The following is a 26,888-nucleotide window of genomic DNA, read 5'->3' as shown; positions in this document are numbered from 1 at the left end:
TTACTCCTTCTTCGCACCCGGGTGCGGATAAAACGGTGCGCCCTTTATCCAAAGTTTGAGCGCTTGCCAATAAATACCAATGAGAACTTTTACTGTCTCTATCGGTGTCCGGATCAATAACTTACCCAATGTTTTTGAGGTAAAAGGCCGTCGTTGTAGGCCAAGTGTCGCGTCAAACTCCTTGGCTTCGCGGTGCGCTTCAAGATGCAAGTGCACGCGCTCGCGGGGCGGACGAAGACGCCAATGATAGCGTTGTTCTATTGGATTGAACGGCGACACATGAAACGCTTTATCATTTTCCCAACGCGTACCGGCCGGAACCGCGTAATAGTGGCGTTCGCCCCAAGGGGTGTTACTGACTTCTGCAAGCACGTAGCGCCAGTTATTGTCGTGATCATAGACGTAGTAAAAATTCGCCGGACTAAAATACACGCCGAGATAACGCAGCTGACACAGCGCATAAACTTTTCCTTCTATGCGCTCGCCCGTGAGTGTGTATACCTTGTCAAGACACGCCGCTTTGGTATCTTCTCGCCCATCTAAATAGTCTCGATAATCAAAGGCCGCCCAGCCCCATTTACCCAGCCGGAACCCCGTGACCTGTGACGACAGTAATGCCAATTCGTCTAGGTCAATCAACGGCATAAAAACAGGATACGTGAACGTATGTTTGATCGGTGTATAGCGCCGATGCCGGACCTGGCCGACATACAAACCGCTATTCAAAGTTACAACCGACTCAGTCACGAATTGATGCCCTCCACCACGTCAAGTGCACTTTTAACCCCATCTTCATGAAAACCGTTATACCAATACGCGCCACAGAACCAGCTTTGCTGTTGGCCATTAATCTGATGACGCTTTTGCTGTGCTGCGACGCTCTCGGTATTAAACACTGGGTGTGCATACACAAAACGACGTAAAATCTTGCTGGGTTCTATTCTGTGTGTTTGATTGAGCGTGACACAAAACGTCTCAGGCGACTGAATTGATTGCAATATATTCATATTGTAGGTCAAAGCTGCCGGATCCGTGTCTATTTCTTCTGACAAGGGCAAATGATAATTCCAGCTCGCCCATGCACCTTGTCGCTTAGGTAACAGAGAGGTATCCGTATGTAGCACCACTTCATTATCTTGATAAGGGATGGCGCCGAGAACGTCACGCTCTGCATCACTGGGATCGGCTAACATAGCAAGCGCTTGATCGCTATGACACGCGAATACCACCTGATCAAACACCTGCTCGCCCTTATCCGTGGTGACATAGACCGCGCCTTGATCACGTCGAACCTGTTTTACCGGCGTATTGAGATGAATTTTATCGGCAAAAGCCGGTGTCAGTTTTTTCACGTATTCGCGTGAGCCACCTGGTATCACATWCCACTGCGGTCGATTCGTTACATCTAACAAACCATGATTTTGGAAAAACCGTAGGAAAAAGGCTAATGGAAATCCACGCATATCCGACAGCGTTGACGACCAAATGGCCGCACCCATCGGTAAGATATAGTTTTGACAAAAATAATCACTGAATCCATGTTGGTTAAGGAAATCCCCTAAGGTATTCAATGATGAAGACGAGGCACTATCTTTCGCTGCGTACGCGTCACGTGCGAGACGATTAAAGCGCATGATTTCGGCTAGAAAGCGATAAAAACGTACATTAACGATATTGCGTTTTTGCGCAAACAACGACGACAAGCTGTGGCCGTTATATTCTAAGCCGTTTGCATCGTTGCGCACACTAAAACTCATTTGTGAAGGCTGACGTCCAACCCCGATGTCATTGAGCAAGCGCTCATAATTTGGATAAGTTCTGTCATTAAAGACGATAAAGCCGGTATCAATCGCGTATTGACCACTTTCGACCTCAATATCAACGGTCGCCGTGTGACCACCGAGGTAGTCATTCGCTTCAAATAACTGAATATCATGTTGTTTGTTAAGGTAATGGGCGCACGTTAACCCGGCAATGCCCGAACCAATAATGGCAATTTTCATGGTTTAGTTCCTTGTCATACGTCGAGCAAGGGCTATCTGCCAAGACATAGGCAGTAGCGCTAAAAATTTAAGAATAAACGTGAATTTTCGTGGGAAATGCACTTCTGTCTTGCCTTTGGCTAATCCAGACTGGATCGCCGCTGAGGCTTGTTTAACACTGACTCGCATTGGCATAGCAAAGTCATTTTTGTCCGTGAGCGGGGTTTCCACGAAACCAGGAGAAACAAGTGACACTGTCACTCCTTGCTGAGCAAGATCGGCGGATAACGTATTGGCGATATAGCTAATCGCCGCTTTGGAGGCGCCATAAGCTTCTGCTCGGGGTAGCGGCATGTAACTGGCAGAGGAACCCACGATCGCAAGATGGGTCGCATCACTAAAACCCGCTTGTAATGCTTCAATACAATTGAGCACACCAAAGACATTGATATCAAACACGCGCTTAAACAACGACACATCGATCCGACCTTGATCGATATATTCGCAGGTTCCCGCGTTTAAAATGATCAAATCTGGGGCCATACTGAGGTTGCCCAATGCCTGATGGGTTTGTTCACTATCGGTCGCGTCAAACGCCAAGGGGGTGAGTGAGGCATGATCATTTGCCATTGCAAACAGTTTGTCTTGATTGCGCCCACACGCGGTGACTTGCCAGCCTTGTCGCGCATAATCTCGAGCCAACTGTTCGCCAATGCCAGAGGTCGCGCCTGTGATCACTACGTGTTTCATTGTCCTAACCTCGTTTTAATCTGTTTCAGTAAGCGCCCGAGAACAGGCAATGCTTCATATAGCATTTCACCCATGTCAAAGTAGTCACGATGACGGATAATTTTGCCCTCGCTAAAGCGCAAGTGAGAGCAACCTTGAACCTGACGCGCTTTGCCTTTTTCTAACTTTGGATGCGAGAGTGTCATGGTCCAGGTGACAAATGCGTCATCGTCTTCGACCGTGGTGTGATGAATAACAAATTGACAGTCAGTAACATTCTCATAAAGCACAGTAAAATACTGAATGAAGGCTGCCAGTCCGACAATCTCATGTGCCGGGTCACGAAACACGATCTCTGGATGATAAAGAGTTTCTAATGACGTTAAGTTACGTTTGTTTAATGCCTTATAAATAGACACAAACTGCTTCGCTCCGGCTTGTGTATCATTATGTGCCATTAAAACGACTCCTGAGGCTGGTTTTTAGCCGCTTCAAATAAGGCTAACGCTTTCTTTCTTTGTTTAGCGTGATCAACCACAGGTCGTGGATAATCTATTGATTGAGCGTACTTTTCTGCCCATTGCCAAGGTTGATGAACATGCTTGCCAGGCACCGATTTTAAAGCCGGAATCCAGCGGCGGATAAAACGGCCATCACTATCAAACCGCTCTCCTTGTGTTGTTGGGTTAAAAATCCGGAAGTAAGGCTGCGCATCGGTGCCGACAGATGCCGACCACTGCCAACCGCCATTGTTTGATGCAAAATCGCCATCAATCAGTTTGGACATAAAATAGTCTTCGCCCCAGCGCCAGTCGATCAGCAAATCTTTGGTTAAAAAGCTCGCCACGATCATTCGTAAGCGGTTATGCATCCAGCCGGTTTGATTCAGTTGCTGCATGGCGGCATCGACAATCGGATAACCCGTTTTTCCGTTTTTCCACGCCTCAAACAAGGTTGAGTCGTTTTCCCAAACCACCGACTCTCCCCAGCTTAAAAAACACTGCCGCTTGCTAATTGCAGGGTTCTGCGCGCTGACTTCTTGATAAAAATCTCGCCAAATAAGCTCAGACAACCAGGTAGCAGCGCCGGTATCAGGCTCACGCCAATCGCCGTTTTCCGCCTGAAGTCGGGCTAAGCATTGTCGTGGTGACAAGGCGCCGATGGCGAGATAAGGGGAAAGCTGACTGGTGCCATCCATCGCAGGAAAGTCACGGTGCTTTTTGTAATCTGCCGCTCGCTCGCGACAGTATTCGCGCAAACAATCAAGGATCCCTTTTTCGTCACTCGCCCACGCAGAGACATCTACGCTTGGGTAGACAAACTCAATCGGGGTGAGTTGAGAAAAGATGTCTCTCACCACAGATGTTTCTTCTCGCACAGACGGCGCTCTACGGGGCGATAAGTCCAAGTTATCAAGCGCGCGCAAGCACGCTTTTTTAAACGGGGTAAACACTTTGTATGCTTCTCCCTTGCCTGACTTTATCGTTCCAGGAGCAAATAAATTGCGATCGGCATAGGTATGCCAAGCAATCCCTCGGGCGGCTAAATCAGCCTGCACGCGTTCATCTCGTTTGACTTCATTGAGCTCGTACTCATGATTGGCGAATACCGCTTGTGCATCTGTTTGTGTGGCATACTCTGCCACTGTACGCGCCGCCTCAGTAAAATCATTCGCCCGTTCAACCACTAATGGGATGTTGAGTGCTTTTAGCTCCTCACGCAGCGCTTCGAGCCGTGCTTGAATAAGTCCGGCTTGTGTGGGTGCAAGCTGTTGCTCAGCCCACTGCTGTGGTGTTTCGATAAAAATCCCGACAACAGGGCTAGATGACGCACTCGCGGCACTCAACGCCAAGTTGTCTAACACACGTAAATCGCGCCGAAACCAAACTAGATGCATAACGTCTTGTTCTCCCTCAAATCCTCGAGCTCGTCACCGTGTACGGAGTAAATGAATGCCTGGCTCACCACCTCAATCTCATTTTGCGACAGACAAAGACGTAGTTGGTTAAGCTGCGTACGATCAAGTCGATGGTTTGCCATCACCGCCAGTGTTTTAATTTGCTGCTCGCGCATGACCTCTAAAATCAAACTTAACTGGCTGTGTGCCTGTGAAAGTATAGTGACGTTGTAACCTTTTTCGTGAAGAGCCACCGCCATTAACAAACGTTGATACTCATTGGTTGGGTTGAGCGATACCAACCAACAAGTTGCTCGCGTGTTTCTCTTGGCATTCGCGGCGATCACCGACCGGCACTGTTCAATCACCGTGGTTTGCCAAAGATCACGCTGTAGCATACTGACCGCTCCATCGTGATGACTGAGCCATTGATCGACGGGTGTCATGACATGCTCGACCAACCAGTAAAAGGGATACTCTTTGAAGAGTTGGTCCAAACTTTGGCTAAGGCGCCTTACCGAGAACGTATGAATACAATCGATCAAATCTCGAGCGACACCGTTGTCTTGGACATCGATAGATGCGGACGTTTGTACCAACAAGGGTTTCACTTTGCTAATTGGCACACCTTTGTCTAACCACTGAAGAATGCTCGCAATCGTGCTGACGTCATCGTCACTGTATAAACGGTGGCCTTTTGCGGTTCTTGCTGGTGACAATAAGCCATAACGACGCTGCCAAGCGCGTAAGGTCACAGGATTAACGCCCGTTTGCTCTGCGACCTGACTAATAGTGAGTGTGTGGGATCCCTCACAAGCCATAACGTAACCTCAGTGCGTCGGGGTATGGCTTGAGATAGACTTGATTGGCCAGATAATCGTCGGGATGATTATGTAAATGATGTGAAATTAAGGTCAAAGGCGCCAGTAATGGCATGGTGCCTTGACGATAGGCGTGGATAAGGTTCGCCAATTCTGCTTTTTGGCCTTTATCGAGATTATTTTTAAAATAACCTTGTAGATGCATTAGCACATTGGTGTGCTTTTTACGGGTAGCGCGAATGGCAATCGCCTGCATAAAAGCGGTCCGATACTGTTCAAAGAATGCATCGATATCGTAATGCCCAATGCTCGCCATAAAACGCCCTAACTCGCGATAACGTTCGGGCGAGTGTGCCATCAACACCAATTTGTATCGGGAATGAAAATCAACTAGAGTTTTTTTAGTGACGCCACCTTCCACACTTTTATAGAGATCATCGAGCGCGAACAAACGGAACACGAAATTCTCTTTTAAGATAGGATCATTAAGGCGACCATCTTCTTCTATAGGTAGCCAAGGCATCTGCGCCATCAGTGCTTGCGTGTACAAGCCAACCCCTGAAATATCAGAGGCGTAGCCATTTTCGCGATACACTTTGACCCGCTCCATGCCACACGTTGGTGACTTTGCGCAGACGATGTATCCGCGGAGTGCTTTGTGTTCCAGCTCTTCCGCTTTACGCTCACTAAACGCGATCATTTTATCCGTGTAGTCTTTTTGTTGATCCTTGGTTTCAACAAGCTTTACAGAAAGATCGCCTTTATCGACCAGCCTAATCGCCGGACGGGGAACAGGAAGACCAATCCCCACTTCAGGGCACACGGGCACGAAATCCACATAAGGACCTAACTCTTTCGTGACGAATGTGCTCCGCTTATGGCCACTGTCAAAGCGGACTTTTTCACCGATCACACAGGCGCTTACACCAACTGGAAACGACATGCCTTACCTCTACACTCACTGTGCGACGGGTGCCGCACTTGTACATTTATATTATCTTGTACAAGTAAAGGTAGAGGATAGATCAAAATTGTACAAATTTTTTTATTTGTACAATTTAAGAGAATCAAAGCGACGTGCTATTGCTGAAGGCATAACGCTTCTTTACGTTCCTTAGGCCACTGTTTAATCTCCCATTCGCGTTGCATCGCAGCCCGTTTTTCCATGGGCTCTGACTGCCACGCCAATAATAGTGGACCTTTACCTCGCAATGCTCGGGCGCCTTTTCCGGCTGAATGCTGTGCGAAACGACGAGAAACGTTAGTGGTAACACCGCAATACAAGTGGCCTTGACGCGTTCGAATCAAATACACAAACCAAGGCGTGTCCATGCTCAATTACTGCCCCAACAGTGTACCTAACAGTTGACGTAGCTCTGATACCTCTTGCTCGAGTGCCGTGACACGTTGAGAAAGGGAGACGTTATCAGACGCGCCAACCGCTTCTGATTCATCCTCTGAATGCATCAACGAATCAATCGACGCATCGGTAAACAAATGCCTGTACCGTGATTCTCGCTTACCCGCTTCACGGGGTAATTTTTGCACCCACTGTTGCTCAACCATGCTTGTCAGTGTTGCTTCGACGTCCGCCATGTCATCAAAGGCGCACAAACGTTGCGTTCGAGTTCTTAGTTCTCCGGGTGTTTGCGCGCCACGCAGTAACAGTACACAAATAATGGCTTTTTGCTGTTCACTAAACGTCAAGTCACCAAATGTCGTGTTACAAAACCGATGCTGGTATTTTGTCACACGACTTCCGCTCCCCTCTTGCGGGCTGACAAGCCTTGCTTCTTCCAACTGATGGATAACATCCAGCACGTCTGAGTCCGACATATCGTAAACAGGATCGCGATTGCTTTTCTGATTCACTGCGGTGGTCAGCGCATTTAAAGTCAGCGGATAGTGATCTGGCGTCGTGACTTCTTTTTCAAGCAAGCAGCCAATAACACGCTGTTGGTATGGGGAAAGCTGTATTGACATAGTAGAGATGGACATAGTTGATGTCTCTATTCGGCTAAATGATTGGCTTTATATCAATTGACGGTGATGCAAGCAATCGCTGTTCACTGCCTTAGGGAACACACGAGCCACTCAGCAACCCCGAATACTGGTAGCGGGATCACATCTTTATCACGCGCTTATCCGCCGATCATCCTCCATCAAAGCGTGGCTAATGGTATACTTTGTCGAAATGAAGTATGTGGAGAGCACGACATGGGCCTGTTTAGTTCAAAATCTCATCCAAATCATGGGTTATCTATCATTGCCAAAAACTGCAAAGTGGTGGGTGATATCGATCTTGAAGGTGACATTCAAATTGATGGGTTTGGAGAGGGAAATATTACTCAAGCCAATGCTGTTGTTATTTCTGCTTCTGGCCATTTTCGCGGTACCATTCACGCTAAACATATCACTATCAATGGGTTAATCGAAGGTCAGTGTGATGCCGATGCCATCGATATCCTTTCACAAGGAAAAATGAAAGGCGTACTTAACACCGAACAATTAACCATTGAAAAAGGCGGCCTACTCGCCGGCGAAAACCGAGCTACCTTGTTAACGGATACCGTTGTCCCACTGCCTGAACAGAATCGTGCTGAGACCAAACAGGATCCGGACGCGCACCACACCGATCATAAAACACGCTCTTCCTCATCTAAAAAATCATAAGGAGAATCGGTGTATGTCTGATACCGATGCAAACCCAACACAAGTCAGTTTTGAAAGCTTCTCCCCAGAGCTGCAGTGCGTGATTCGCTATGAGCAAGCGCCTGAGGCCATGTACGCAATGATCGCATCTGTCCATGATGCTTCTAGTTCAAGTGTCAAAGAAGCGTGGGAAATACTGCCTGCCAGCGCACAAAATATTCTCGATAACTATGACCAATTTCATGCGCTCGTTGCGATTAGCCAAAGTTATGCAGGTATCGATGCGCTGAGCGAACTCGAGAAAGTCGACTTAAGTGATATGTCTGACGAGGCGAAAGAAAACTACAAAGCCCAAGTACTCGACGATGTACTTAGCTCTTGTGTCAAAGATTTAGCTAAACAGCTTAAACAAGCACGCTTAAAGCCGGGCTTGAAACGCGAATTCCAAGCGATTTTTCAAAAATAAAGAGATAGAGACGGCTAGCGCTAGCCGCTAACCTTGGTCGTTAAGAGTAAGCCCCCAAACGCTGGGGGCTTTTTTTATCGACGAACATTTTTCCTCGGCGAACAAACCAATTAGGCAGACTCACTAAGACGAGCCGCTTTTTCTCGACGCGCTCGAACAGCTGCTGCCAACTGGTGTAGTGCCTTCTCGGTATCATCCCAACCAATGCAGCCGTCTGTGATGCTTTGACCATAGGTAAGCGACTGACCATCCGTTAAATCTTGTCGACCTTCGACCAGGTGGCTTTCAATCATCACACCGAAAATTGCCTGATTTCCAGCGGCGATTTGGCCCGCGATATCTTCACAGACGTCTTTTTGTTTTTGATACTGTTTGCTGCTGTTTGCATGACTTAAATCTATCATTACTTTTTGACGCAGTCCCGCGCCCGTCAACGCGCTGCAAATCTGATCTACGTCTCCGGCACTGTAATTTGGCACTTTGCCCCCGCGTAAAATCAAATGGCAGTCCTCATTACCGGCCGTCGCCACAATGGCTGAATGGCCATACTTGGTCACAGACAGAAATTGATGAGGGGCACTGGCAGAGCGAATCGCATCCGTGGCAATTTTTATATTGCCATCCGTTCCATTTTTAAACCCCACCGGACAAGACAGGCCTGACGCTAGCTCACGATGCACCTGAGATTCTGTCGTTCGCGCCCCGATTGCTCCCCAGCTAATCAGATCCGCCATATATTGTGGGGTAATCATATCGAGAAACTCACCCGCTGCAGGTAAGCCAGTATCGGCGATATCGAGGAGCAGTTTGCGCCCTAAGCGTAAGCCATCATTGATTTTAAAACTATTGTCCAAATAAGGGTCATTAATCAGACCTTTCCATCCAACGGTAGTGCGTGGTTTTTCAAAATAAACCCGCATGACAACTTCGAGATCCTCACTTAAGGTTTCACGTAATTGCTTAAGTTGACGTGCGTAGTCTCGCGCGGCATCTGGATCGTGAATCGAGCAAGGGCCAACCACAAYCACCAAGCGATCATCATCGTCGTTTAACACTCGGTGAATCGCCTGACGGGCGTTTACGACGGTCTGCTCTGCCGCCTCTGTTGCGGGGAACTTTTCCAATACAGCAATCGGCGGAAGAAGTTCTTTTATTTGCTGGATTCTTACGTCATCCGTTGGGTGTACACTCATGGGCTTGTCCTGTGTTTGCTTTTATCGTTTACGCGCTAATGCGGCCACTGATGGGCTTACGTTCTTGTGGTTACACGTCTACGCTAACCTGACATCTCTGCGTGTGCAAATATTTTTTTACAGAGAAAATAGTCATCAATGTTTTAAAAAAATTGACAGGGATAAATAGGCAGTATTTCCGTTGCGGTGCACGACAAGAGAATTCCCACTGCAAACACGACCTCGTTATTGCACTTGTCATACAGAAGCTATTACACTGATCATTAAATATAAAAGGAGTAAATGACGTGATCACACGCCTAACCACTAGCGCACTCTTGGGGATATGCCTTTGGGCTCCAACCGCCCAGGCGACCAACTTTGACTATAACCATATTCAAGTCAATGCATTAGGCAATCCTAGTGGGCTGGGTGGTTTAGCACGTTTTGCGTTTACCGAAGGGGCGCATTTTGTCGTCAAAGGGAATACGCAATTTGAAGGGGACTGGTATACCTCTGGCGGGGTTGGTTTTCATGCTCCTATTAACGAATTTGTTGATTTATACGGCGAACTTGAAGGAGCGTGGTTAAAACGTCCGGGAGATAAAGTACATGATACAGGTCAGTTTGCCACGGTAGCTGGCGGTGGTATGCGAGCCTGGATCGCACCGCCCTTTGAGGCAAATCTTTATGTCGGTTCGATTATTTTTGACCAAGACGATAGCACCAGCCTTGTCGAAATTGGTGGTCGTTTTCACTCAACAGAAGCGTTATCTCTCGGCGCGACCTGGCGTGCTAATGGTTTAGAGCAAAACCGCTTGATTTTCTCAGTCAGATACCTGTATTAATAGCCTGTGATTCGTTGCTCTTCTTCTACAGCGTGATCATACCAGTGTGATCTTCTCTCGCTGGTGAAAATTTTAATCTAAGCTAAATTAAACGTAGAGACGTACCACTCTTGTAAAAAGTGGGCGTCTTTAGTGCGTGGTGTAACACTCACGTCTGACGCTCGTCGTCATTGTACGTGAGGACTGTCGGAGGGTATAACGATGGTGATGACTCAGCGTATTGGTGAATTTGAGAGAAAAATACAAGAGGCCTATCAAGAAGGTAACATTGAAACGGCTCACCGCTTAGAGGAGCAGGTCGCGTTATTGCGGCGGCGTAAGCTAAAACCTGCTGCTGATTTTAAAGCAGCCAGTCAGGTAGAAGACTTTCACGATGTTTCTGACGGGGATTACTACGATAGTTAACACATCACCATAGAAGCGTCCAAAAATCACATTCCCATAAAAATGTATTATAGGTAAAAAGCCTTCTCCAAAAGAGAAGGCTTTTTTATTTGCTGCCTAAAAACATGTGTTTAAAAAGGACGACTACAGCAAATTATTGTGCGGCACGCTCACGACGAACGATCCATGCCGCGGCAGTAATAAAGGCAACGACCAGTGCAGTTTCCACAGCAACACTCCAGTTTCATTGATGATTAAAAGACAAAAACCCAAGTTGCCAGCCACTCAAATCGTCTGAAGAATGAGCGACTATCAACAGATGCGCATAGTCTACGACTCCATGAGCTAAAAATCAGCTATAGAATCGATCTAACGCAAAGAAAAGCGCTTTTTTTGGCAAGATCGACACTTCGACAGATAAAGTTTCATCAACTCACAAAGTTAAACGTGACAATGCGCAGTTTTAGTTAGGTGTTTATTGTAAAAATCGCTGAGCTAACTGATTGAGAAAAGCAGAAATGGTAATAAAAGATTATTAGGCTCGTCGACTCCGCTGCACCAGGGGGATACAGCGGATAGTCACGACAAAAGATAGACGTATTGTGGCGTTAGGATTCAGGTTTTGTTTTCTTTTTTGCTAACGGCACATCGCCGACAGGCACATTGTTGTAAAAGCTCTTATCTCGTTTTTTCGGGGCTTTAGGCTGCTTTTTAACCGGTGTTTTCTGGCGTTTTGCCGGTCCAGGCGATTTTTTATTAGGGACTTTTTTCTCTTTAAAGCCTTTAAATTTACCCTCTAGGCCTTCTATTGCCGTAAATTCAAGCTTTTGTTGCAAGAAGCCTTCAATATTTTTAAAGCTTCGCCAGTCTTTCGGCCCAACCAGTGAGTAAGACAGGCCTTGGTGCCCTGCCCGACCAGTCCGTCCCACGCGGTGCACATATTCCTCAGCGTGTTTTGGCATATCAAAATTAATGACCAAAGACACATTCAACAAATCTAAGCCGCGTGACGCAACATCGGTAGTGACCAACACCTCATGAAAGCCGCGCTCAAACTCATTCATAATACGACTACGTGATGCTTGGTTTAGCTCACCACTCAACGCAATCGCTTTATACCCTGCCTGTGTAAATCGCTCAGCCAATCGTTCCGTGTCTGCGCGAGTGGCAGTAAAGATCATGACTTGCTTGTGCACGTTGGCTTTCATCAAGTGCTCAAGCAAAGCCTGCTTATGATCCAAGTGATCACACAGTACAAAATGCTGCTCAATATCACTGTGCAGTCTTTCCGCTTCACCAACCGCGACTCGCTTAGGAGACTTTAGCATACCGGCAGCAATTTCAGTCACTTGCTGATGATCTAACGTTGCAGAGAACATCAGTGTCTGGCGCAACCTATGCTCAGCATGCGCATTCACGCTATCCAATTGTTCTTTAAAGCCAAGATCGAGCATGCGATCCGCTTCGTCTAAGATCAGCATCTCTAAACCAGATAAAGACACGTTGCGCTGTTTCAAATGATCGGCGAGTCGGCCAGGTGTGGCCACCACAAAAGTTGGCGACTGACGGAAAACCTTTGCTTGCTCATTGAAGTTTTCGCCACCCAGAACGAGGGCCGCTTTATGAGTCGTGCCACTGGTTAGCATCCGCAATTGACCATAAACTTGTTTGGCCAATTCGCGAGTCGGTGCCAATATTAACACGCGTGGATCACGACGACTGAGAGGTTTAGAACGCAAAACACGCTGCATCGCAGGCAGCAAAAACGCCAGTGTTTTTCCCGAGCCCGTTTTCGATGACGCCAGCAAATCTTTCCCTGCCATCACAACAGGAATTGCCTGACGTTGAATATCAGTTGGCTGTTCAAATCCACGGTGGGCAATGAGCGACAGTAAGCGTCTATCGAGTCCCAAATCGTCAAATTGCAAGGTATCACTCCAAAGGTAAATCAAAAGCAAAAGGCGCACACGCGCCATTTAAGGCGGCGAATGCTATCATACTTTACGCAAAAACACCGCACCAAAAATTTCGACACTCCGATATCCAGACGCTGTGATTACATGTATGTCTGTCTACGCTATCTGCGAAAAAAAGGCATCAGCCCGCAAGTTTGTTAACAAAATGTTGACGCACAAATAAACATCAATGTAGCGTTACAGGTAAGACCAGATAACAAGGAGTGTCTATGTTCTCGTCTCCACTCGCCCGTGCGAATCAGCATCTATCACTATTCGGTTTCCTAAAAGTCCCAATGATTGGCTGGTGCCGACCCAAGATCCTTTCGATCGACGATAAACATGTCACGATGAAAATTCCGCTAGGTCGACGCACCAAAAATCATTTGAACAGTATGTATTTTGGTGCTTTAGCCGTAGGGGCCGATGTAGCGGGCGGCTTTCTAGCGATGGCGATGGCAGAGCAGCGCGGTGTGAAGATTAGCCTTGCGTTTAAATCGGTACAAGCCGATTTCCACAAACGTCCCGAAGGGGATGTCATTTTCACCTGCCAAGATGGCGAAAAAATCAGTGCCATGATTGGCAATGCCATAGAGACAGGTGAACGCATCAACCAGCCGGTGACTATTGTCGCAACGTGTCCAAGCTTACATGGTGATGAACCAATGGCAACCTTTGAGCTTACGTTATCAGTGAAACACATCACTGATTAGCGCGTCGGCTTAACCGTAACAGCCTCGGCAACGCAGAAAAAAACCAGATTATCGGTCAGCAGATAATCTGGCTTTTTATCAGTAATCGTTAGCGATAACGACAATACAAAAAGCTCAGCGCACTCATTCTGACATCCGTGATACGGGTGCAAGAATCACTGAAAAATCATTGACTTTATACAAGCACAATAAAGCTGCGGATTTCATCGGTAATACACCGAGTTATCAACCGTTTCTGTGGATGACTTTAAAGTTATACACAGCTGGCGTTTTTCTTACTTTGAAAAACACAGCACCGCGCTAAGCGATGCCGGTTGATCGTTATTCAGGGTGATAACGAATTTGATAGAAAATGCGATACAACACCGGCACCACAATCAAGGTCAGCACGGTAGCAAACCCAAGACCAAACATGATGGTCACTGCCATAGGCCGGAAAAATACATCAGGTAGTAGGGGTAGCATCCCCAAAATGGTTGTAATTGCCGTCATACAAACGGGTCTCACACGACTAACCGCAGCATCAACCACGGCCTGGTATCGCTGTTTTCCACTCTCAACCTCTATATTTATCTGGTCGATTAGCACAATTCCGTTTTTAATCAACATCCCACTTAAACTTAAAAATCCCAGTAAAGCCATAAAGCCAAACGGTGTATCAAGTAACAACAAGCCAGTTGTCACCCCAATGACGGCCAGCGGTACCGTTAGCCAAATAATGACCGACTCTTTCACTGAGTTAAATAGCAAAATAGTGACCAAGAACATGAACAAATAGCCAAGCGGCATAATACTAAACAGCCCTTCTTTCGCCTCCTTGGAAGACTCATGCTCACCGCCCCATTCAATGCTGTAACCATCCGGCATCGGTATCGATTCAATATCGGCACGTACACGGCTCAATACGGTCGCGGCGGTCGTTTCTCGCAATGGATCAGGGTCGGCCAAAACAGTTAGCATACGTTTACGATTCTTCCGCATAATGATCGGATCTTCCCAACGCATGTCATAATCCAGGATGACCTGCTGCAAGGGAATATAATCTTGCAATGCTGGACTCCAGATTTTCATTCCTTCAAGCGTATTGATATTGACGCGCTCTTCATCCGGCAGTCGCGCAACAATGGGCATTAAATTGGTACCATCACGATAAACACCAATCCGCTTGCCACTAAATGTCATCGCCAGTAGCTCGTCGACATCCTTTTTGGTGATCCCATAACGACGTGCTTGGCTTTCATTAAATTCAGGTTCCAGCACCTTGGTACGGTTGCGCCAATCGTGGCGAATATTGACGGCATCGGGATCATCATGCAGCCGCGCTTCCACTTTTTTCGCTATCGCACGAAGTTCAGTGGGGTCGGAGCCAATAATACGTGCCTCGATTTTAGATCCCGTCGATGGTCCCAAAGAAATCGGTTTCAGTTTTAACTGTGCATTGGGGTGTTGGCGACGTACATACTCGCGCACTAATCCCATCGTTGATTTCACATGCTCATATTGGTCTACTCTTACTATTAGCTCACCGTAGGCGGCATAGCTTTTCTCAGGTGAGTAGGTCAGCATAAAACGTTGCGATCCCTGCCCAGCACTGGTAGACACATAGTTCACCCCTTTTTGCTCGCTGAGCCAGCTTGACACTTCGTCAAGCGTGTCTTGTGTGGCGCGAATATCAGTTCCTTCCGGTAACCACACATCAACCATGAACATAGGCGTGGTTGAGTCAGGGAAAAAGGACTGCTTAAGATGACCAAAACCATACACGCTCGCACCTAGCGCTAAGACCATCACCAGCAAAGTGAGGTAAGCATGGTGCATGCACGCAGTTAAAAAGCGCTTATACACCACAAAAAGAATACCATTATAGGGATCGCTTCCCTCGTCGCCCTCTTCTAAAGGCGTTTCTTTAAAAAAGAGGCTCGCAAAGAAAGGGGTCAATGTGATCGCGGTAAACCAGCTCAATAGCAAAGAAATTAGCAATACGGTAAATAGCGTTCCACAGTATTCCCCTGTCGCGTCTTCGGACAAACCAATCGGGGCAAACGCGGTGACCGCAATAACCGTCGCCCCCAACAACGGCCATTTCGTTTGTGTAACAATGTCATGCGCCGCTTGTAATCGTGTTCGCCCGCGTTTTAGTCCGACAAGGATCCCCTCCACCACCACAATGGCATTATCGACTAACATCCCAAGGGCTATCACTAAGGCACCAAGAGAGACGCGTTGCAGGTTGATCTCGAAATAGTACATGAACACAAAAGTGCCAAGCACAGTGAGCAAGAGCACTAGCCCAATCAATAGGCCCGAGCGCAAACCCATAAAGAACAACAGCACCACAATTACGATCGCCACCGCTTGTCCCAAGCTCGAGACAAAACCGGTGACTGAGTTATCTACTTCGTCAGGTTGGTTATAAACATGATGAACGTGAATACCTACCGGCTGATCACTATTCAGCTCGGCTAATCGTTTATCTACTTTTTCACCCACTTCAACCACGTTGACGCCATCAGCAAACGAGATCCCAACCTGGAGTGCCTGCTTACCATTGTAAGCAATAATTTGACGCGGGACTTCTTGGTATCCACGTTTAATATCCGCCACATCACGTAGGTAAATTAATCCCTCGGAACCTGCTTCTGTTAAAATCAAACTGCCCAATTCTTCAACAGAAGAAAACTCGCCAGTTGGGTGAATACGGATATATTCATCACCGACCCGCAACGCCCCTGCGTTACTGACCAGATTTTGGGTCGCTAACAAGTTAAACAGGGTATCTGGCGAGATCCCCAGGCTACTCAATCGTTGAATTGAGACCTCGACAAAGACTTGTTCTTGCTGAGCCCCACTCACTTGTACCTTGCCCACGCCATCGACAAGCTCCAGCTCACGACGCAAAAAATCAACATAATCTTTTAGCTCGCTGTAACTGTAACCCTCTCCAGTTACTCCAAGTAAGATGCCGAATACATCGCCAAAATCATCTTTGACTGAAGGTGGATTGACGCCAGGCGGTAACTCGCCTCGGGCATCATGGACCTTTCGTCGCAATTCATCCCAAATTTGCGGCAAATCATCTGAGCGATATTTGGGTTTCATTTTCACTGTAATTTGCGAGAGGCCTCGACTAGAAATCGATCTCACCTCGTCAACATAAGTCAGCTGTTGTACCGCTTTCTCCAGTGGATAGGTGACTTCTTCCTCCACTTGTTGCGGTGTCGCACCCGGATAACTGGTGACGATCATCGCATCTTTGATCGTAAAAGCAGGATCTTCGAGGCGCCCTAATCCTAGGAATGCAAGGGTGCCGCCGATAAGAAAAATCAGGGTGATCATCCAACTGATCACCTTGTTTTGAATAAAATAACCCGCCACACCTTGCTTCATGATGCTTGTTCCTCTTTTGACGCCAATTCTACTTTTTGTCCTTCAGACAGATGGTTGGCACCGCCGACGACGATACGCTCACCCATAGAAACTCCCGTTACGACTTCAATCTGTTGCCCATGAATGCGGCCCATTTCGACTTGTCGTTTGCTTACCGTTTGGGAGGCCTCATCGTAGACCCAAACATAACTATGATCGCGATCGAGTGGATCGCCATCTTGATTGAAAATCGCTTCGATAGGGACTGAAAGGCCTGTACGCGTCATTTTTAATCCATCACGAGCAATACTGACTTGTACCGGCATGCCATCCAATATGAATTGGTCATCAGGCATTGGCATTGTCAACGTCACCACGAATGCCCCACTGTTGGGATCTGGCTCTGCGGTGAATTCATCGACTGTGGCTTTGTATGACTGCCCTTGCTCAGTAACGACCTTAGGTTGCAAGCGTGTTTGCACAGATGCTGCATCCCCATCGGCATTGTGACTAAAAAGAACATCTGGGACCTGAACGCGAATATCAGCGCGTGACGCATCATGAATATTCATAATCCCTTGTCCCGGAGCAATCGTCTCGAAAGGTTCTGCGTTCACTTTCGATATCACTCCATCAGCGGGGGCTTTCAATGCGACATAAGATAAACGGAGATTAGCCAAGGCTAATTCTGCTTGTGCAATTTGTCGCTGCGCTTTTAGTTCATCAAACTGGGATTGAGCTAGCATTCCTTTTTCAACAAGCGGTGCCGAACGCTGATACTGTGAGTTAGCAACGTCGAATTTTGCGTTCGCATTTTCAACCGCTAAGCGATAGTCCGTCGGCTCGAGACGAGCGAGGACCTGTCCTTTTGACACACGGTCCCCGGCTTGCACATTAATGGCTTGAATTTCGCCCGGCACCCTAAACGCTAACTTGGCTTTATCGGCGGCAGCGGCAACCGCGGGGAAAGCAATCCGCTCATCCAACTGTTGTTGTGCGACTGTATGAGTTGAAACAACAGGCAAAGGTGCTGAATGAGACGCCGGATCAGGTTGACAGCCACTGATAACGCTTAGCCCGAGTACCACGCTAAGCCAAAGCAGCACCTTGATTAATTTTATTCTCATAACCCTCGCTCCTTCACCCAAGCTCTCACTCGATCACCGGCTTCAAGTGCGCCCGCACCCGTCGCGACAATGACATCGCCATTGTCAAGCCCAGAGGTAATCTTGCCGTTTTTGAGCACGACAGGAACCAAGGTGATCTCTCCGTCTTCATTCACCCGCCAAACCGCACTTCCTGAGTCTGATTGCACCACTGCCGTATCAGGGATTTGGGGCTGTGATTGCGCCGGTATGGTGACATGGACTTTCGCAGCCATCCCTGGTAATACATTGACCGCATCGGGTCGACTCAGACTGACCGTGACATGATAAGACGCGGTTTTTGGATCCGCTTCAGTATCGATTTCTTTAAACTGAGCCGAAAATTGGCGATGCTCATACGTGTCAAAAGAAACACTCGGCGTTAAGGTATCAAGATGCTGGGCGAAATAGTGAAAGTAGCGCTCCGGTAACTGGAAACTCACGTTAATAACATCTTTAGATTGAATATGCAGCACCGGAGATTGTGCTTGAGTAAACTCGTTGCGCTCTTTCATTCTTAATGACACGGTGCCTGCATACGGCGCTTTGAGCTCGGTGTAATTTAGGTTGGTTTGTGCCTGTTCAAGACCAGCCGCAGCTTCGCTTAGTGCCGAACGCGCTTCATCAAACCGCTGCTCCGAAATAACTTTATCATTGTGTAACCGATCAGCACGGTTAAATTGAACCTGAGCAAGCTGGTATTGTGCACGCGCTTTGTCTAACTGCAGTGAGTACTGTTGATTATCAAGCGCCGCGAGCATCTGCCCTTTCTTGACATCCATTCCTGCTTTTATCGGCATAGATTCAATAACGCCTGAGACTCGAAATGACAGTAACGCTTTGTTATCTGCTTCAACCTGAGCGGGGAACTCCCGGGTTAATCCTTCTTCATTCGTTACCACAGTCAATAACTTAGCAGGACGCGTTGGCGTCTCTGAGGGAGAAGATATCGCTGGCTCACCACACCCAAAAAGGATGAGAGCAGCGCAACTGGCTAATACAAAACGCTTTATCATCAGCTTATCCTTAACAATAAAACCTAGAGTCCGACAGCAACTGTCAGACCCTAGGTCTTTGATGGGTCTTTATTTTTCATTCTAACCGGCACTGAGTGTTATGCTAACCAGCGCCAGAGCATGTATCAAGATGTTTCCGATAAACTGGCTGTTTGTTCGACAATTAATGCTGTTTGTTTCTCAATAGGAAGAATGTAGGGCTGCAACGATTCCAGATCTTGATGCGGTGACTTTTCCAACTCTAGACACGTTTTCGACAGTTCGTTCGCTCCGATCATGGCTGCTGCACCTTTCATTTTGTGTGCGAGTTTTTTAACTTTACCCACATCTTGCTGTTCAAATGCTTGCTTCAGCGCGGTTAAATCTTGGGTTTGATTATTAACATATTTATTAAGTAGCATGGTCACTAGCTCCATACTATCACCTACTTGATCTTTGACATGCTGAACGTCAATGGGGTATGAGTCACTCATGGCAGGTTCTCCATCATCTCGGGGCTGAGCTTCAACGCCGCTATCATCGCCATAACGGACCGAGTCTGGGTTAGCGTAAAGTAGTAACAGTTCAATTAATTGATCTTTACTAAACGGTTTAGCTAAATGCCCATTCATTCCCGCGTCCACACATCGCTCAGCATCCCCAGACAACGCATTGGCTGTCACCGCTAAAATTGGCGTGTGTTTATCGAATTCACGGATCTGCCGAGTCGCTTCAAAGCCATCCATTTCCGGCATTTGGCAATCCATCAAAATGATATCGAAAGGGGTCTTTTTGTGCAGTTCAAGCGCTTCTTTTCCGTTCACGGCTAGCGCTCGTTGGCAGCCGAGTTGTGCCAAAATAATATCAATAAGTTCTTGGTTAACAAGATGATCCTCTGCCACCAAGACATTGAGATCAAAATTGATACTGTCGTATTGCCCTACATCCGGACTTGGATCAACTAATGTATGTTCATCTTCGTTCAATACTCTATAAAGCTCAGCATGGTAAATGGGACAAGTCAGCGTGGCCATTCCTGTATCATGATGCCCATCATGACTGATTGCGATACACTTATGCACACTGCCGACAAATGCCTGGCAGCCTTGCATTTTGTCTTGATCGACCATTAGGACCGTCTGTTCAGGTTCGTCCAGTTCAAGGTTTCGTCCATCAGAGCATGGCGTCAGCGCGAGATTAAAACCTTGTAAATAAGCAGTCAGCGTCTTAGTCAATATTCTATCGCCAGAGACTAAAAATATATGATAACCCTCAAGAGCGTTGCTCAAGTCGTAACTTGATAAGAGCGTACAATCAGGATTAGGGACACTAATCGGCACTTCCGCGACAAAAGTAGTCCCTTGGTTTTCTTGACTGCGTATATAAATATCCCCATCCATCAAACGTAAAAGCTTGCGACAGACGGGCAAGCCCAGGCCGGTTCCTTGATAAGAACGAGAATACGAATTATCAACTTGCGTAAAATTCTCGAAAATAGCATCATGACGATCTTCTGGAATACCAATCCCGGTATCCTCGACTTCCATGATAAGCTTGGTGATGCCACTGTCATCATGCGTTTGAAATAGATTAACACAGATATGACCGCGCTTAGTGAACTTCACTGCATTACCAACAAGGTTAATAATCACTTGTTTATAACGCATCGCATCTAATTCAATGTCACATGACATGTTGGGGTCGATGTAGCAATGGAGACGTAATTGTTTTTCAGCCGCTTTCGCCGTAAATATACTTAGAGATTCATGTACGATCTCAGCTAAATCTACCGACTGCTTGCTAAGCGTCATTTTACCTGCTTCTATTTTGGTGAGATCGAGCACATCATTAATAATATTTAATAATGCCGTCGACGAATTCTGTAGGGTGTCAACAAAATAGCGTTGCTGTTGCGTAAGCGACGTTTCCATCAATAGATTAGACATCCCCACAATCCCATTCATGGGTGTGCGAATCTCGTGACTCATCATTGCTAAGAAGTTAGTTTTTGATTCATTTGCGCGCTCAGCTTGTTCCTTCGCTCGCGCCATTTCTCGTGAAATCATATCGTTCAGTGCTTTCTGTTGCACAAAGTGCACCATCGAACTCAAACTTGATAAAATCGGCTCTATCCAGCTTTGTAACTCTTCATTGTATGTCGTAGACTCATCAAAAAGGCAAACCACACCAACCATTTGATTTGACATGTAGAGCGGCGTGCCAAACACATTAACAATCATTTTCTGGTTATTACCGGCAACACCTGCCATCTGCAGACTACGCTTGCTCTGTTTCGTCTCAATAATATCTTCGATTAAACCACGAACAAATTCCTCACCAATAAAGTTATTTTTAACCAGGCGCGTTTGTGCCAAAATACGGTAAGGGAGGTTGTAATCTATATTATTATCGTCATGATGGCCGACTTCAACAATAATACCATGATTGCTCTCACCAATACGGAGTAGAATGTCTAACACATCTTTAAAGCTCTTTTTAAAGTCCTCACGTATCAAAAATTTATCTTGTAAACTCTTCATCGCCGAGAAAAGCTCAGCACCTTTGGACACTTTTTGCTTGTCCAGATGTTGCTCAGTGATATCACGTATAATGGCGACATTAAGTGCGCGAGGATCTTCGTCTTTAATGGGGGTCGATTTCACTTGTACAACGCGAACGCCCCCGTCAGTCTCTATTTCATAGGAGCGTTCAACACGTCCATTCAAGCCGTAAAGAGCTTGAGAAAAATATCCACGAGAATTAGGCGTAACACGAGAAATTATCGTGGATAAACTGATTGCTTCGTCGGGAACCGACTCAAGTTCGAAAAGCTTTTTTGCCGACTCATTGATTGTAATAATGCGGTGTTTTTCGCCCAGCACTAACAAAGCATCCGTATAACTATGAATAACGGTATCCAAATATGCGCGACTTCTCTCTGCACGATTTATTTGCTTGGCATATTTCCAAATAAAAAAAACCACTAATAGATTCAAAAGTACGATTTGTGTCGCTGTACGGAGCACTTCTGTATTTAACTCTCTATTAATATAACGACTATCTTGATAAATGATTAGTTTACCCACCTGGACAGACGGGCTGGTTTCATTGTAAACCATTGGAACGATGACTTTATTTAACTCGTCACTGGAGCGCATACCTTTGGAGTCAGTCACATAACGAAACTGATCATTAGAGTCGGTTAACTCTAAACGGTGTACATAGCGTGATCCCATTTCACTATCTAGATCATTTTGTACATTATTAAAGTCATAGTTCCACATTAACGTTGGTAACCGCTGCTTTAAACGTTGGGTAATCGAATTAATGTCTTGATTCATGTCTGACTCAAGGCGCTCTTTCGCAACGTGATAATTATAGTATCCGAAAACGCCCAGTAATAAGGTCGCCAATACCATTAAAACGACGGCTAGCCGCATCCCTACTTGATTCATCATTTACACCTGCATCGTTGCAGCCAAGGTCTGAGTTTGAAAACGTGCTTTATCGAAAGCTTTGAGTACAGCACGTTCTTTTAACGTCATTTTCTCACATACTGAGCCGACCCACTCCCAATTGGCATGCTCAATGTGCTTACATAACATTAACAATTCACCATAACGTCCTGATTGAGACAAGAGTGCATTTTTCGCTTCTTGGTCGAGATCAAGTTTCCCAACTAAATCTTCCATTGGCGCTGCCAACATAGCATCAAGCAGTGAAAAGGCACCAACTAAAAAGGCCTCATCAGGATCCATACCTTTTATCATTGGCGCCGCCTGTTGCATAAAAATCGCACGGAGTATCGCGGATGTCTGCAAATGAGAGCATTCCTGATGATTCATATTCGACATAATGAGTAAGGATATTAACCGACGCAACGACTCAAGCCCTAGATAGACAACCGCTTGCTTCGGATTTGTGATCGGCTTTTTTTTCGATTTAGCCAGGATGTTCGCACTGGTTACAACTTTATAGAGTAACGAGACATCACGAGAAATTACGTCGGTGATTTCATCAATATCATGAGGACTACGATTAATCACGATGCAAGCATCTAATAAGCTGATCACAGATGGCGCCACATCATTATGACTTTTTACTTGCGGTTGTTCAAAAAAATAGCCCTGAAACAGGCTAAACCCAAGTTGCTTGGCCAGCATAAACTCGTCTTTTTTTTCAACTTTCTTCGCAAGAAACTGAATATCTGGATAATCAGACATCACACCAACCCAACTCATCGGGTCTTCGCTTGCCATACTGACAGAAATGACATCAAACAGATGCAAATGCCGCTGCCAGCGGTTAGTAAACATACCGCTGTCACCCTGTATCGTAAACCCTGCTTTTCGGTAGGCCTCTAGCTGTTTAGCCAGTACAGGCGTTGCTTTGCACGTCTCCGTAATATAGAGAACCAAACGCGCGACAGGAATAGAAAAGGGTATCTCATCTAATAAGGCCGTTTCTGAGAAACTCACGACATAGCGCAAATCATCATCAAGCTCCTTTCCCGATAGAAAGTTGGCACTTAAAACCCGCGATGTTGCGGTATCTTCATCAATCGAGGGAAATTTGTTTTGTAACCCTTCACGAAATAATAAATCGCTACCCCACTGATTTTGCTTGTCGTCAAAGATCGGCTGGCACGAAAAAAAAATCTCACTCACAATGTACTCCCCCCAAAACGATCCCTTAGTACAAACTTAGACCAAAGGAAGGACTTTTGATCGTTTTTTTGATTAAAGTGAGTATGTTAAGTCCATTTCCCTACCAAGATAGTGCCTTTTACTTGGGAGAAATCATGAATTTTGCTACGCTTCCCGCAAAGACACTAAGAGGATAAATCATGGATATCTTAAACCAACTCGCTGATGATGCCCCCGAGCACGAGCCGGATTCGTTACCGTCACTCGACGAACAAAAAGCGATTGTGGCAAAACTCAAAGCGCTTGAGGAAAAAGGCGAGCTCACCGACGACGTATTGGCGCAGTATTTTGCCGCCAAACAAAAAGACACAAGCGACGAAGAAGAGTAAACGCAACACGATAAAGTGACCTTGTCACTTTTTAAATCTATCCTATTTTGCACTATGAGTGTGATAGCCGAGACGTGCCAATGAGAGATGTGAGCCTTGCAGGATTGATACTTGCGTGACAGGGATAGATAGTAAATGAGCGAAAAAGATACGCCCCGAGTTCAATTTCGGGGCGTTTTTTTGGTTTACTCAGGCGCAATGCCGTCGGTTTTCGCCGCACAAATAAAATCATTTTTGTGCAGGCCTTTAATCTTATGCGACCACCAAGTCACGGACACTTTACCCCACTCCAGCAAGATAGCCGGATGGTGGCCTTCTTGCTCAGCCAGTTCAGCTACTTGGTTGGCAAACGCCCACGCCAACTTAAAGTTGCGGAAAGTAAACTCGCGTTCGAGCTGATCAATCCCATCTCGCGTCACTTTGCTCCATTGTGGGATATCTTTAAGCAGCGCCGGCATTTCCTCAGCACTGACCAATGGGGCATCAATATTACAGGCTTCACATTTCAACTCAGTTAGTTCAGACATGTTGCGTTTCCTTTTGCTGTTCTGTCTTTTTCGGTTTGGGCGGGAACAAAGGCGCATGAAGGCCCAGTTCCATGGCTTGATGCACATCAGCAATCAAATCACGTTGGCTGATGGCAAATAAGTCGTCAATCGACTCAATGGTAAAGTAAATGGGTTGCATGATGTCAATCCGATATGGCGTGCGCATGACATCTATCACTTCTAAAGGCTTACGCACCGCTTTGTCGCTATTAAAGGCGTACTCGGTCTCCGCCGGCGAAGACAAGATCCCGCCGCCATAAATGCTGCGATTGCCTTGCGCGTCACTGAGTAAACCAAACTCGACCGTAAACCAATACAAGCGTGCAAGATAGACGCGCTCTTTGGGCGTGGCCTGCTTACCGAGCTGACCATACATATGGGTAAATTCAGCGAATGCTGGGTGGGTGAGCATCGCACAGTGACCGAAGATCTCATGAAAATAATCCGGCTCTTGCAAGTAATCAAAGTCTTCTTTGGTGCGCAAAAAGGTCGCCGCGGGGAATTTTTTATCCGCCAATAAGGCGAAGAAATGGTCGAAATCAATCAATGCAGGCACGGGGGCCACTTGCCAGCCCGTCTCTCGCATTAACACTGCATTGACATCTGGGATCTGTGGCACCGTGTCATGCGGCAAGTCGAGCAGTCGTAAACCGTCGAGATATTCCTGACACGCTTTGTCTTTGATACACGCAAGCTGCCGTGTGACTAACTGTAGCCATACATCGTTTTCTTGTGCCGACCAGGCTACACGACCTAGCTCATCAAGTGGTTTGGATTCGTATTTACTCTGTTTCACGTTCACCGCCTTGTGTCGTTGTCTGGCGTAAAAATCGCGCGTAAACAGCGGCCCTTAGCCTTACGCAATGTTTCCGTTACTCACAGATTACGTCGACTTTGCAGAGAAAATCATCTCCTCACCTCGGTTTCAATTTTACCTTTGCGTAACATTTATTTTACATTGTGCATTCAAAAGGCTGTCGCTACGGGTAATGCCTCACCCTCGAGGGATCCGCGTGCTTGTATGGCTCGTAGTGGTTGAGAAAGGCCTAACTGCAGGGACGAGTGATGAATTTACAACTGAGCGAACTGATAAATTACGACAACATTGACAAGATTCAGATCCGCGGCATTGATGGCATGTTATATCAAGCAATAGCCTTTTTGCGTCACGGCGATACGGTGGAGCAGAAGCTGATTTACCACGGCGATAAGCCCTATCTGTCCCGCAGCTTGCTAGCGGTGAAAGATGATTTTGAATGGATTAACGCCGCGCAATACGTGTTAGTCACTGACACGGCGTATGACGAAATGATAGGGCTTGGCACGGAAAAGCCTTTATCGACCCTAGAGCAGCCATTGCATTGGAAATAACTCAACAATGCCCCAACCTACGGGGCAATTTCTTCTCCATCCCATGCAAACAGCCGCCCAGTATGGCGACTGTCGAGGCCATCCAATACCGACAATAAGTAGCCAGCCGATTGGGCCGGACTGAATAATTTGCCTGGCTTAACATTGGCTTGAAATGGCGCGGATAAATGACTGTCGACGGTCCCCGGATGCAGACCAACCACGGTCAATGATTTGTCCTGGCGGCCAAGTTCAATGCTCATGCATTTGATCAGCATGTTCACCGCCGCTTTACTTGCACGATAGGCGTACCAACCGCCCGCACGGTTGTCACTAATACTGCCCACGCGCGCCGACAAGATAGCGAGCTTCGCCTCAGCGTTACGTTTCAGTTTGGCCGCTAGATGTTTGCTCAACAGCAGCGGCGCAACGGCATTCACATCAAAAAGCTGGTGCATGGCCTCACTGCTGCACGCCGCGAGGCGTTTTTCTGGGCTGACCGAATCATCATGGAGCATTCCCGAAGCAATGATCACCATATCTAAACTGTTATCATCGATGTGCTCGGCCGCTGCTTGTATCGATGCTTCATCGCGAATGTTCACCGTCACCGGGGTGACTTTTTCACTTATCTCAGCAAGTGGCGCGGGGTCACGCCCCAAGGCAAAGACTTGCTGAATGGATGGCTTGTCGAGCAATGCGCGGCAAAAAGCTTCACCAATCGCGCCACCTGCGCCGACAACCGCCACACGCTGCATGGAATCACTGTTCATTCTCTTGGCTCCTCAAACAAAAAGAGATGCAAACTGCATCTCTTTAGTTAGGGATGA

General features: G+C 46.8%; 26 protein-coding genes. 7 read left to right on the top strand and 19 right to left on the bottom strand.

What is annotated here, in order from left to right; genetic code table 11:
• The 9 genes from BZG80_RS04535 to BZG80_RS04495 form a co-directional block, all read right to left on the bottom strand.
• Positions 1 to 747: a DUF1365 domain-containing protein gene (locus BZG80_RS04535; RefSeq protein WP_198532308.1), complete on the bottom strand. Its 747-nt coding sequence runs from the start codon at positions 745 to 747 to the stop codon at positions 1 to 3.
• Positions 744 to 2,003: an NAD(P)/FAD-dependent oxidoreductase gene (locus BZG80_RS04530; protein WP_077678830.1), complete on the bottom strand. Its 1,260-nt coding sequence runs from the start codon at positions 2,001 to 2,003 to the stop codon at positions 744 to 746. Before BZG80_RS04530 ends, BZG80_RS04535 begins: the two co-directional genes overlap by 4 nt.
• A gap of 3 nt (positions 2,004 to 2,006) precedes the next feature.
• A complete protein-coding gene (locus tag BZG80_RS04525; protein WP_077678829.1) occupies positions 2,007 to 2,732 on the bottom strand; it encodes an SDR family NAD(P)-dependent oxidoreductase in 726 nt (241 codons plus the stop codon).
• Positions 2,729 to 3,169, bottom strand: coding sequence for a nuclear transport factor 2 family protein (locus tag BZG80_RS04520; protein WP_077678828.1), 441 nt, complete (start codon positions 3,167 to 3,169; stop codon positions 2,729 to 2,731). Before BZG80_RS04520 ends, BZG80_RS04525 begins: the two co-directional genes overlap by 4 nt.
• Positions 3,169 to 4,608, bottom strand: coding sequence for a deoxyribodipyrimidine photo-lyase (phrB, locus tag BZG80_RS04515; RefSeq protein ID WP_077678827.1), 1,440 nt, complete (start codon positions 4,606 to 4,608; stop codon positions 3,169 to 3,171). Before phrB ends, BZG80_RS04520 begins: the two co-directional genes overlap by 1 nt.
• Entirely contained in the window at positions 4,599 to 5,429 is an 831-nt protein-coding gene (locus BZG80_RS04510; protein WP_077678826.1) for a MerR family transcriptional regulator, read from the bottom strand. The genes phrB and BZG80_RS04510 overlap by 10 nt, the downstream gene beginning before the upstream one ends.
• Complete coding sequence (locus tag BZG80_RS04505; RefSeq protein WP_077678825.1) at positions 5,419 to 6,372, bottom strand: YbgA family protein; 954 nt, start codon at positions 6,370 to 6,372, stop codon at positions 5,419 to 5,421. The genes BZG80_RS04510 and BZG80_RS04505 overlap by 11 nt, the downstream gene beginning before the upstream one ends.
• A gap of 137 nt (positions 6,373 to 6,509) precedes the next feature.
• Positions 6,510 to 6,761: a GIY-YIG nuclease family protein gene (locus tag BZG80_RS04500; protein WP_037367758.1), complete on the bottom strand. Its 252-nt coding sequence runs from the start codon at positions 6,759 to 6,761 to the stop codon at positions 6,510 to 6,512.
• Between the two features lie 6 nt (positions 6,762 to 6,767).
• Positions 6,768 to 7,412 carry a YceH family protein gene (locus tag BZG80_RS04495; protein WP_025744571.1) on the bottom strand — a complete coding sequence of 215 codons (645 nt, stop codon included), beginning with the start codon at positions 7,410 to 7,412 and terminating at the stop codon, positions 6,768 to 6,770.
• 234 nt (positions 7,413 to 7,646) lie between these two features.
• On the opposite strand from BZG80_RS04495, the gene BZG80_RS04490 reads away from it, so the two are divergent.
• Positions 7,647 to 8,102 (top strand): bactofilin family protein, encoded by a 456-nt coding sequence (locus BZG80_RS04490; RefSeq protein WP_077661612.1) that lies wholly within the window; start codon positions 7,647 to 7,649, stop codon positions 8,100 to 8,102.
• 13 nt (positions 8,103 to 8,115) lie between these two features.
• Positions 8,116 to 8,547 carry a DUF3069 domain-containing protein gene (locus tag BZG80_RS04485; protein WP_025744569.1) on the top strand — a complete coding sequence of 144 codons (432 nt, stop codon included), beginning with the start codon at positions 8,116 to 8,118 and terminating at the stop codon, positions 8,545 to 8,547.
• Between the two features lie 110 nt (positions 8,548 to 8,657).
• On the opposite strand, the gene aroG is transcribed toward BZG80_RS04485, so the two are convergent.
• Positions 8,658 to 9,740 (bottom strand): 3-deoxy-7-phosphoheptulonate synthase AroG, encoded by a 1,083-nt coding sequence (gene aroG, locus BZG80_RS04480; RefSeq protein ID WP_077678824.1) that lies wholly within the window; start codon positions 9,738 to 9,740, stop codon positions 8,658 to 8,660.
• Between the two features lie 287 nt (positions 9,741 to 10,027).
• Between aroG and BZG80_RS04475 the strand changes: the two genes are divergently transcribed.
• Both BZG80_RS04475 and BZG80_RS04470 read left to right on the top strand, forming a co-directional pair.
• The gene (locus BZG80_RS04475; protein WP_077678823.1) at positions 10,028 to 10,567 is read left to right on the top strand and encodes a hypothetical protein; all 540 of its coding nucleotides are present in this window, start codon (positions 10,028 to 10,030) and stop codon (positions 10,565 to 10,567) included.
• Between the two features lie 207 nt (positions 10,568 to 10,774).
• The gene (locus BZG80_RS04470) at positions 10,775 to 10,972 is read left to right on the top strand and encodes a hypothetical protein (protein ID WP_128080777.1); all 198 of its coding nucleotides are present in this window, start codon (positions 10,775 to 10,777) and stop codon (positions 10,970 to 10,972) included.
• 587 nt (positions 10,973 to 11,559) lie between these two features.
• Here the strand turns inward: BZG80_RS04470 and BZG80_RS04465 are convergent.
• Positions 11,560 to 12,879 (bottom strand): DEAD/DEAH box helicase, encoded by a 1,320-nt coding sequence (locus BZG80_RS04465; RefSeq protein WP_028569685.1) that lies wholly within the window; start codon positions 12,877 to 12,879, stop codon positions 11,560 to 11,562.
• A gap of 257 nt (positions 12,880 to 13,136) precedes the next feature.
• Here BZG80_RS04465 and BZG80_RS04460 point away from each other — a divergent pair, with 257 nt between their 5' ends.
• The gene (locus tag BZG80_RS04460) at positions 13,137 to 13,619 is read left to right on the top strand and encodes a PaaI family thioesterase (protein ID WP_021023545.1); all 483 of its coding nucleotides are present in this window, start codon (positions 13,137 to 13,139) and stop codon (positions 13,617 to 13,619) included.
• Between the two features lie 321 nt (positions 13,620 to 13,940).
• Here the strand turns inward: BZG80_RS04460 and BZG80_RS04455 are convergent, their stop codons facing one another.
• The 5 genes from BZG80_RS04455 to BZG80_RS04435 form a co-directional block, all read right to left on the bottom strand.
• Positions 13,941 to 17,006 carry an efflux RND transporter permease subunit gene (locus tag BZG80_RS04455; RefSeq protein WP_077460731.1) on the bottom strand — a complete coding sequence of 1,022 codons (3,066 nt, stop codon included), beginning with the start codon at positions 17,004 to 17,006 and terminating at the stop codon, positions 13,941 to 13,943.
• Complete coding sequence (locus BZG80_RS04450) at positions 17,003 to 18,112, bottom strand: efflux RND transporter periplasmic adaptor subunit (RefSeq protein ID WP_077678822.1); 1,110 nt, start codon at positions 18,110 to 18,112, stop codon at positions 17,003 to 17,005. The genes BZG80_RS04455 and BZG80_RS04450 overlap by 4 nt, the downstream gene beginning before the upstream one ends.
• Entirely contained in the window at positions 18,109 to 19,146 is a 1,038-nt protein-coding gene (locus tag BZG80_RS04445) for an efflux RND transporter periplasmic adaptor subunit (protein WP_077678821.1), read from the bottom strand. Before BZG80_RS04445 ends, BZG80_RS04450 begins: the two co-directional genes overlap by 4 nt.
• 125 nt (positions 19,147 to 19,271) lie before the next feature.
• On the bottom strand, positions 19,272 to 22,583 hold the full coding sequence (locus tag BZG80_RS04440; protein ID WP_241833848.1) for a response regulator: 3,312 nt from the start codon (positions 22,581 to 22,583) through the stop codon (positions 19,272 to 19,274).
• Positions 22,584 to 23,792, bottom strand: coding sequence for an EAL and HDOD domain-containing protein (locus BZG80_RS04435; protein WP_077678820.1), 1,209 nt, complete (start codon positions 23,790 to 23,792; stop codon positions 22,584 to 22,586). It abuts the gene before it with no gap.
• A gap of 179 nt (positions 23,793 to 23,971) precedes the next feature.
• On the opposite strand from BZG80_RS04435, the gene BZG80_RS04430 reads away from it, so the two are divergent.
• On the top strand, positions 23,972 to 24,160 hold the full coding sequence (locus tag BZG80_RS04430; protein WP_077460727.1) for a restriction endonuclease subunit S: 189 nt from the start codon (positions 23,972 to 23,974) through the stop codon (positions 24,158 to 24,160).
• 185 nt (positions 24,161 to 24,345) lie between these two features.
• On the opposite strand, the gene BZG80_RS04425 is transcribed toward BZG80_RS04430, so the two are convergent.
• Positions 24,346 to 24,687 (bottom strand): 4a-hydroxytetrahydrobiopterin dehydratase, encoded by a 342-nt coding sequence (locus tag BZG80_RS04425; protein ID WP_077661556.1) that lies wholly within the window; start codon positions 24,685 to 24,687, stop codon positions 24,346 to 24,348.
• Positions 24,680 to 25,552: a phenylalanine 4-monooxygenase gene (gene phhA / locus BZG80_RS04420; protein WP_077678819.1), complete on the bottom strand. Its 873-nt coding sequence runs from the start codon at positions 25,550 to 25,552 to the stop codon at positions 24,680 to 24,682. The genes BZG80_RS04425 and phhA overlap by 8 nt, the downstream gene beginning before the upstream one ends.
• Before the next feature lie 221 nt (positions 25,553 to 25,773).
• On the opposite strand from phhA, the gene BZG80_RS04415 reads away from it, so the two are divergent.
• Positions 25,774 to 26,079 (top strand): DUF6482 family protein, encoded by a 306-nt coding sequence (locus BZG80_RS04415; RefSeq protein WP_077678818.1) that lies wholly within the window; start codon positions 25,774 to 25,776, stop codon positions 26,077 to 26,079.
• Between the two features lie 17 nt (positions 26,080 to 26,096).
• On the opposite strand, the gene BZG80_RS04410 is transcribed toward BZG80_RS04415, so the two are convergent.
• Positions 26,097 to 26,831, bottom strand: coding sequence for an SDR family NAD(P)-dependent oxidoreductase (locus BZG80_RS04410; RefSeq protein WP_077678817.1), 735 nt, complete (start codon positions 26,829 to 26,831; stop codon positions 26,097 to 26,099).
• Positions 26,832 to 26,888: the final 57 nt, after the last annotated feature.

It is taken from the genome of Salinivibrio sp. MA440 (assembly GCF_001996265.1).
Lineage (GTDB): Bacteria > Pseudomonadota > Gammaproteobacteria > Enterobacterales > Vibrionaceae > Salinivibrio > Salinivibrio costicola.
Note: the sequence above shows the minus strand (reverse complement) of the source record. Positions and strands in the feature narration are given on the sequence as shown.

Excerpts from the sequence above, each read along its gene's own strand:
- BZG80_RS04450 (WP_077678822.1), bottom strand. The coding sequence starts at position 18,112 with ATGAGAATAAAATTAATCAAGGTGCTGCTTTGGCTTAGCGTGGTACTC.
- BZG80_RS04470 (WP_128080777.1), top strand. The coding sequence starts at position 10,775 with ATGACTCAGCGTATTGGTGAATTTGAGAGAAAAATACAAGAGGCCTAT.
- BZG80_RS04455 (WP_077460731.1), bottom strand. The coding sequence starts at position 17,006 with ATGAAGCAAGGTGTGGCGGGTTATTTTATTCAAAACAAGGTGATCAGT.
- BZG80_RS04520 (WP_077678828.1), bottom strand. The coding sequence starts at position 3,169 with ATGGCACATAATGATACACAAGCCGGAGCGAAGCAGTTTGTGTCTATT.
- BZG80_RS04510 (WP_077678826.1), bottom strand. The coding sequence starts at position 5,429 with ATGGCTTGTGAGGGATCCCACACACTCACTATTAGTCAGGTCGCAGAG.
- BZG80_RS04410 (WP_077678817.1), bottom strand. The coding sequence starts at position 26,831 with ATGAACAGTGATTCCATGCAGCGTGTGGCGGTTGTCGGCGCAGGTGGC.
- BZG80_RS04525 (WP_077678829.1), bottom strand. The coding sequence starts at position 2,732 with ATGAAACACGTAGTGATCACAGGCGCGACCTCTGGCATTGGCGAACAG.
- BZG80_RS04445 (WP_077678821.1), bottom strand. The coding sequence starts at position 19,146 with ATGATAAAGCGTTTTGTATTAGCCAGTTGCGCTGCTCTCATCCTTTTT.
- BZG80_RS04425 (WP_077661556.1), bottom strand. The coding sequence starts at position 24,687 with ATGTCTGAACTAACTGAGTTGAAATGTGAAGCCTGTAATATTGATGCC.
- BZG80_RS04440 (WP_241833848.1), bottom strand. The coding sequence starts at position 22,583 with ATGATGAATCAAGTAGGGATGCGGCTAGCCGTCGTTTTAATGGTATTG.
- BZG80_RS04485 (WP_025744569.1), top strand. The coding sequence starts at position 8,116 with ATGTCTGATACCGATGCAAACCCAACACAAGTCAGTTTTGAAAGCTTC.
- BZG80_RS04490 (WP_077661612.1), top strand. The coding sequence starts at position 7,647 with ATGGGCCTGTTTAGTTCAAAATCTCATCCAAATCATGGGTTATCTATC.
- BZG80_RS04415 (WP_077678818.1), top strand. The coding sequence starts at position 25,774 with ATGAATTTACAACTGAGCGAACTGATAAATTACGACAACATTGACAAG.
- BZG80_RS04500 (WP_037367758.1), bottom strand. The coding sequence starts at position 6,761 with ATGGACACGCCTTGGTTTGTGTATTTGATTCGAACGCGTCAAGGCCAC.
- BZG80_RS04460 (WP_021023545.1), top strand. The coding sequence starts at position 13,137 with ATGTTCTCGTCTCCACTCGCCCGTGCGAATCAGCATCTATCACTATTC.
- BZG80_RS04430 (WP_077460727.1), top strand. The coding sequence starts at position 23,972 with ATGGATATCTTAAACCAACTCGCTGATGATGCCCCCGAGCACGAGCCG.
- BZG80_RS04505 (WP_077678825.1), bottom strand. The coding sequence starts at position 6,372 with ATGTCGTTTCCAGTTGGTGTAAGCGCCTGTGTGATCGGTGAAAAAGTC.
- phrB (WP_077678827.1), bottom strand. The coding sequence starts at position 4,608 with ATGCATCTAGTTTGGTTTCGGCGCGATTTACGTGTGTTAGACAACTTG.
- BZG80_RS04495 (WP_025744571.1), bottom strand. The coding sequence starts at position 7,412 with ATGTCAATACAGCTTTCCCCATACCAACAGCGTGTTATTGGCTGCTTG.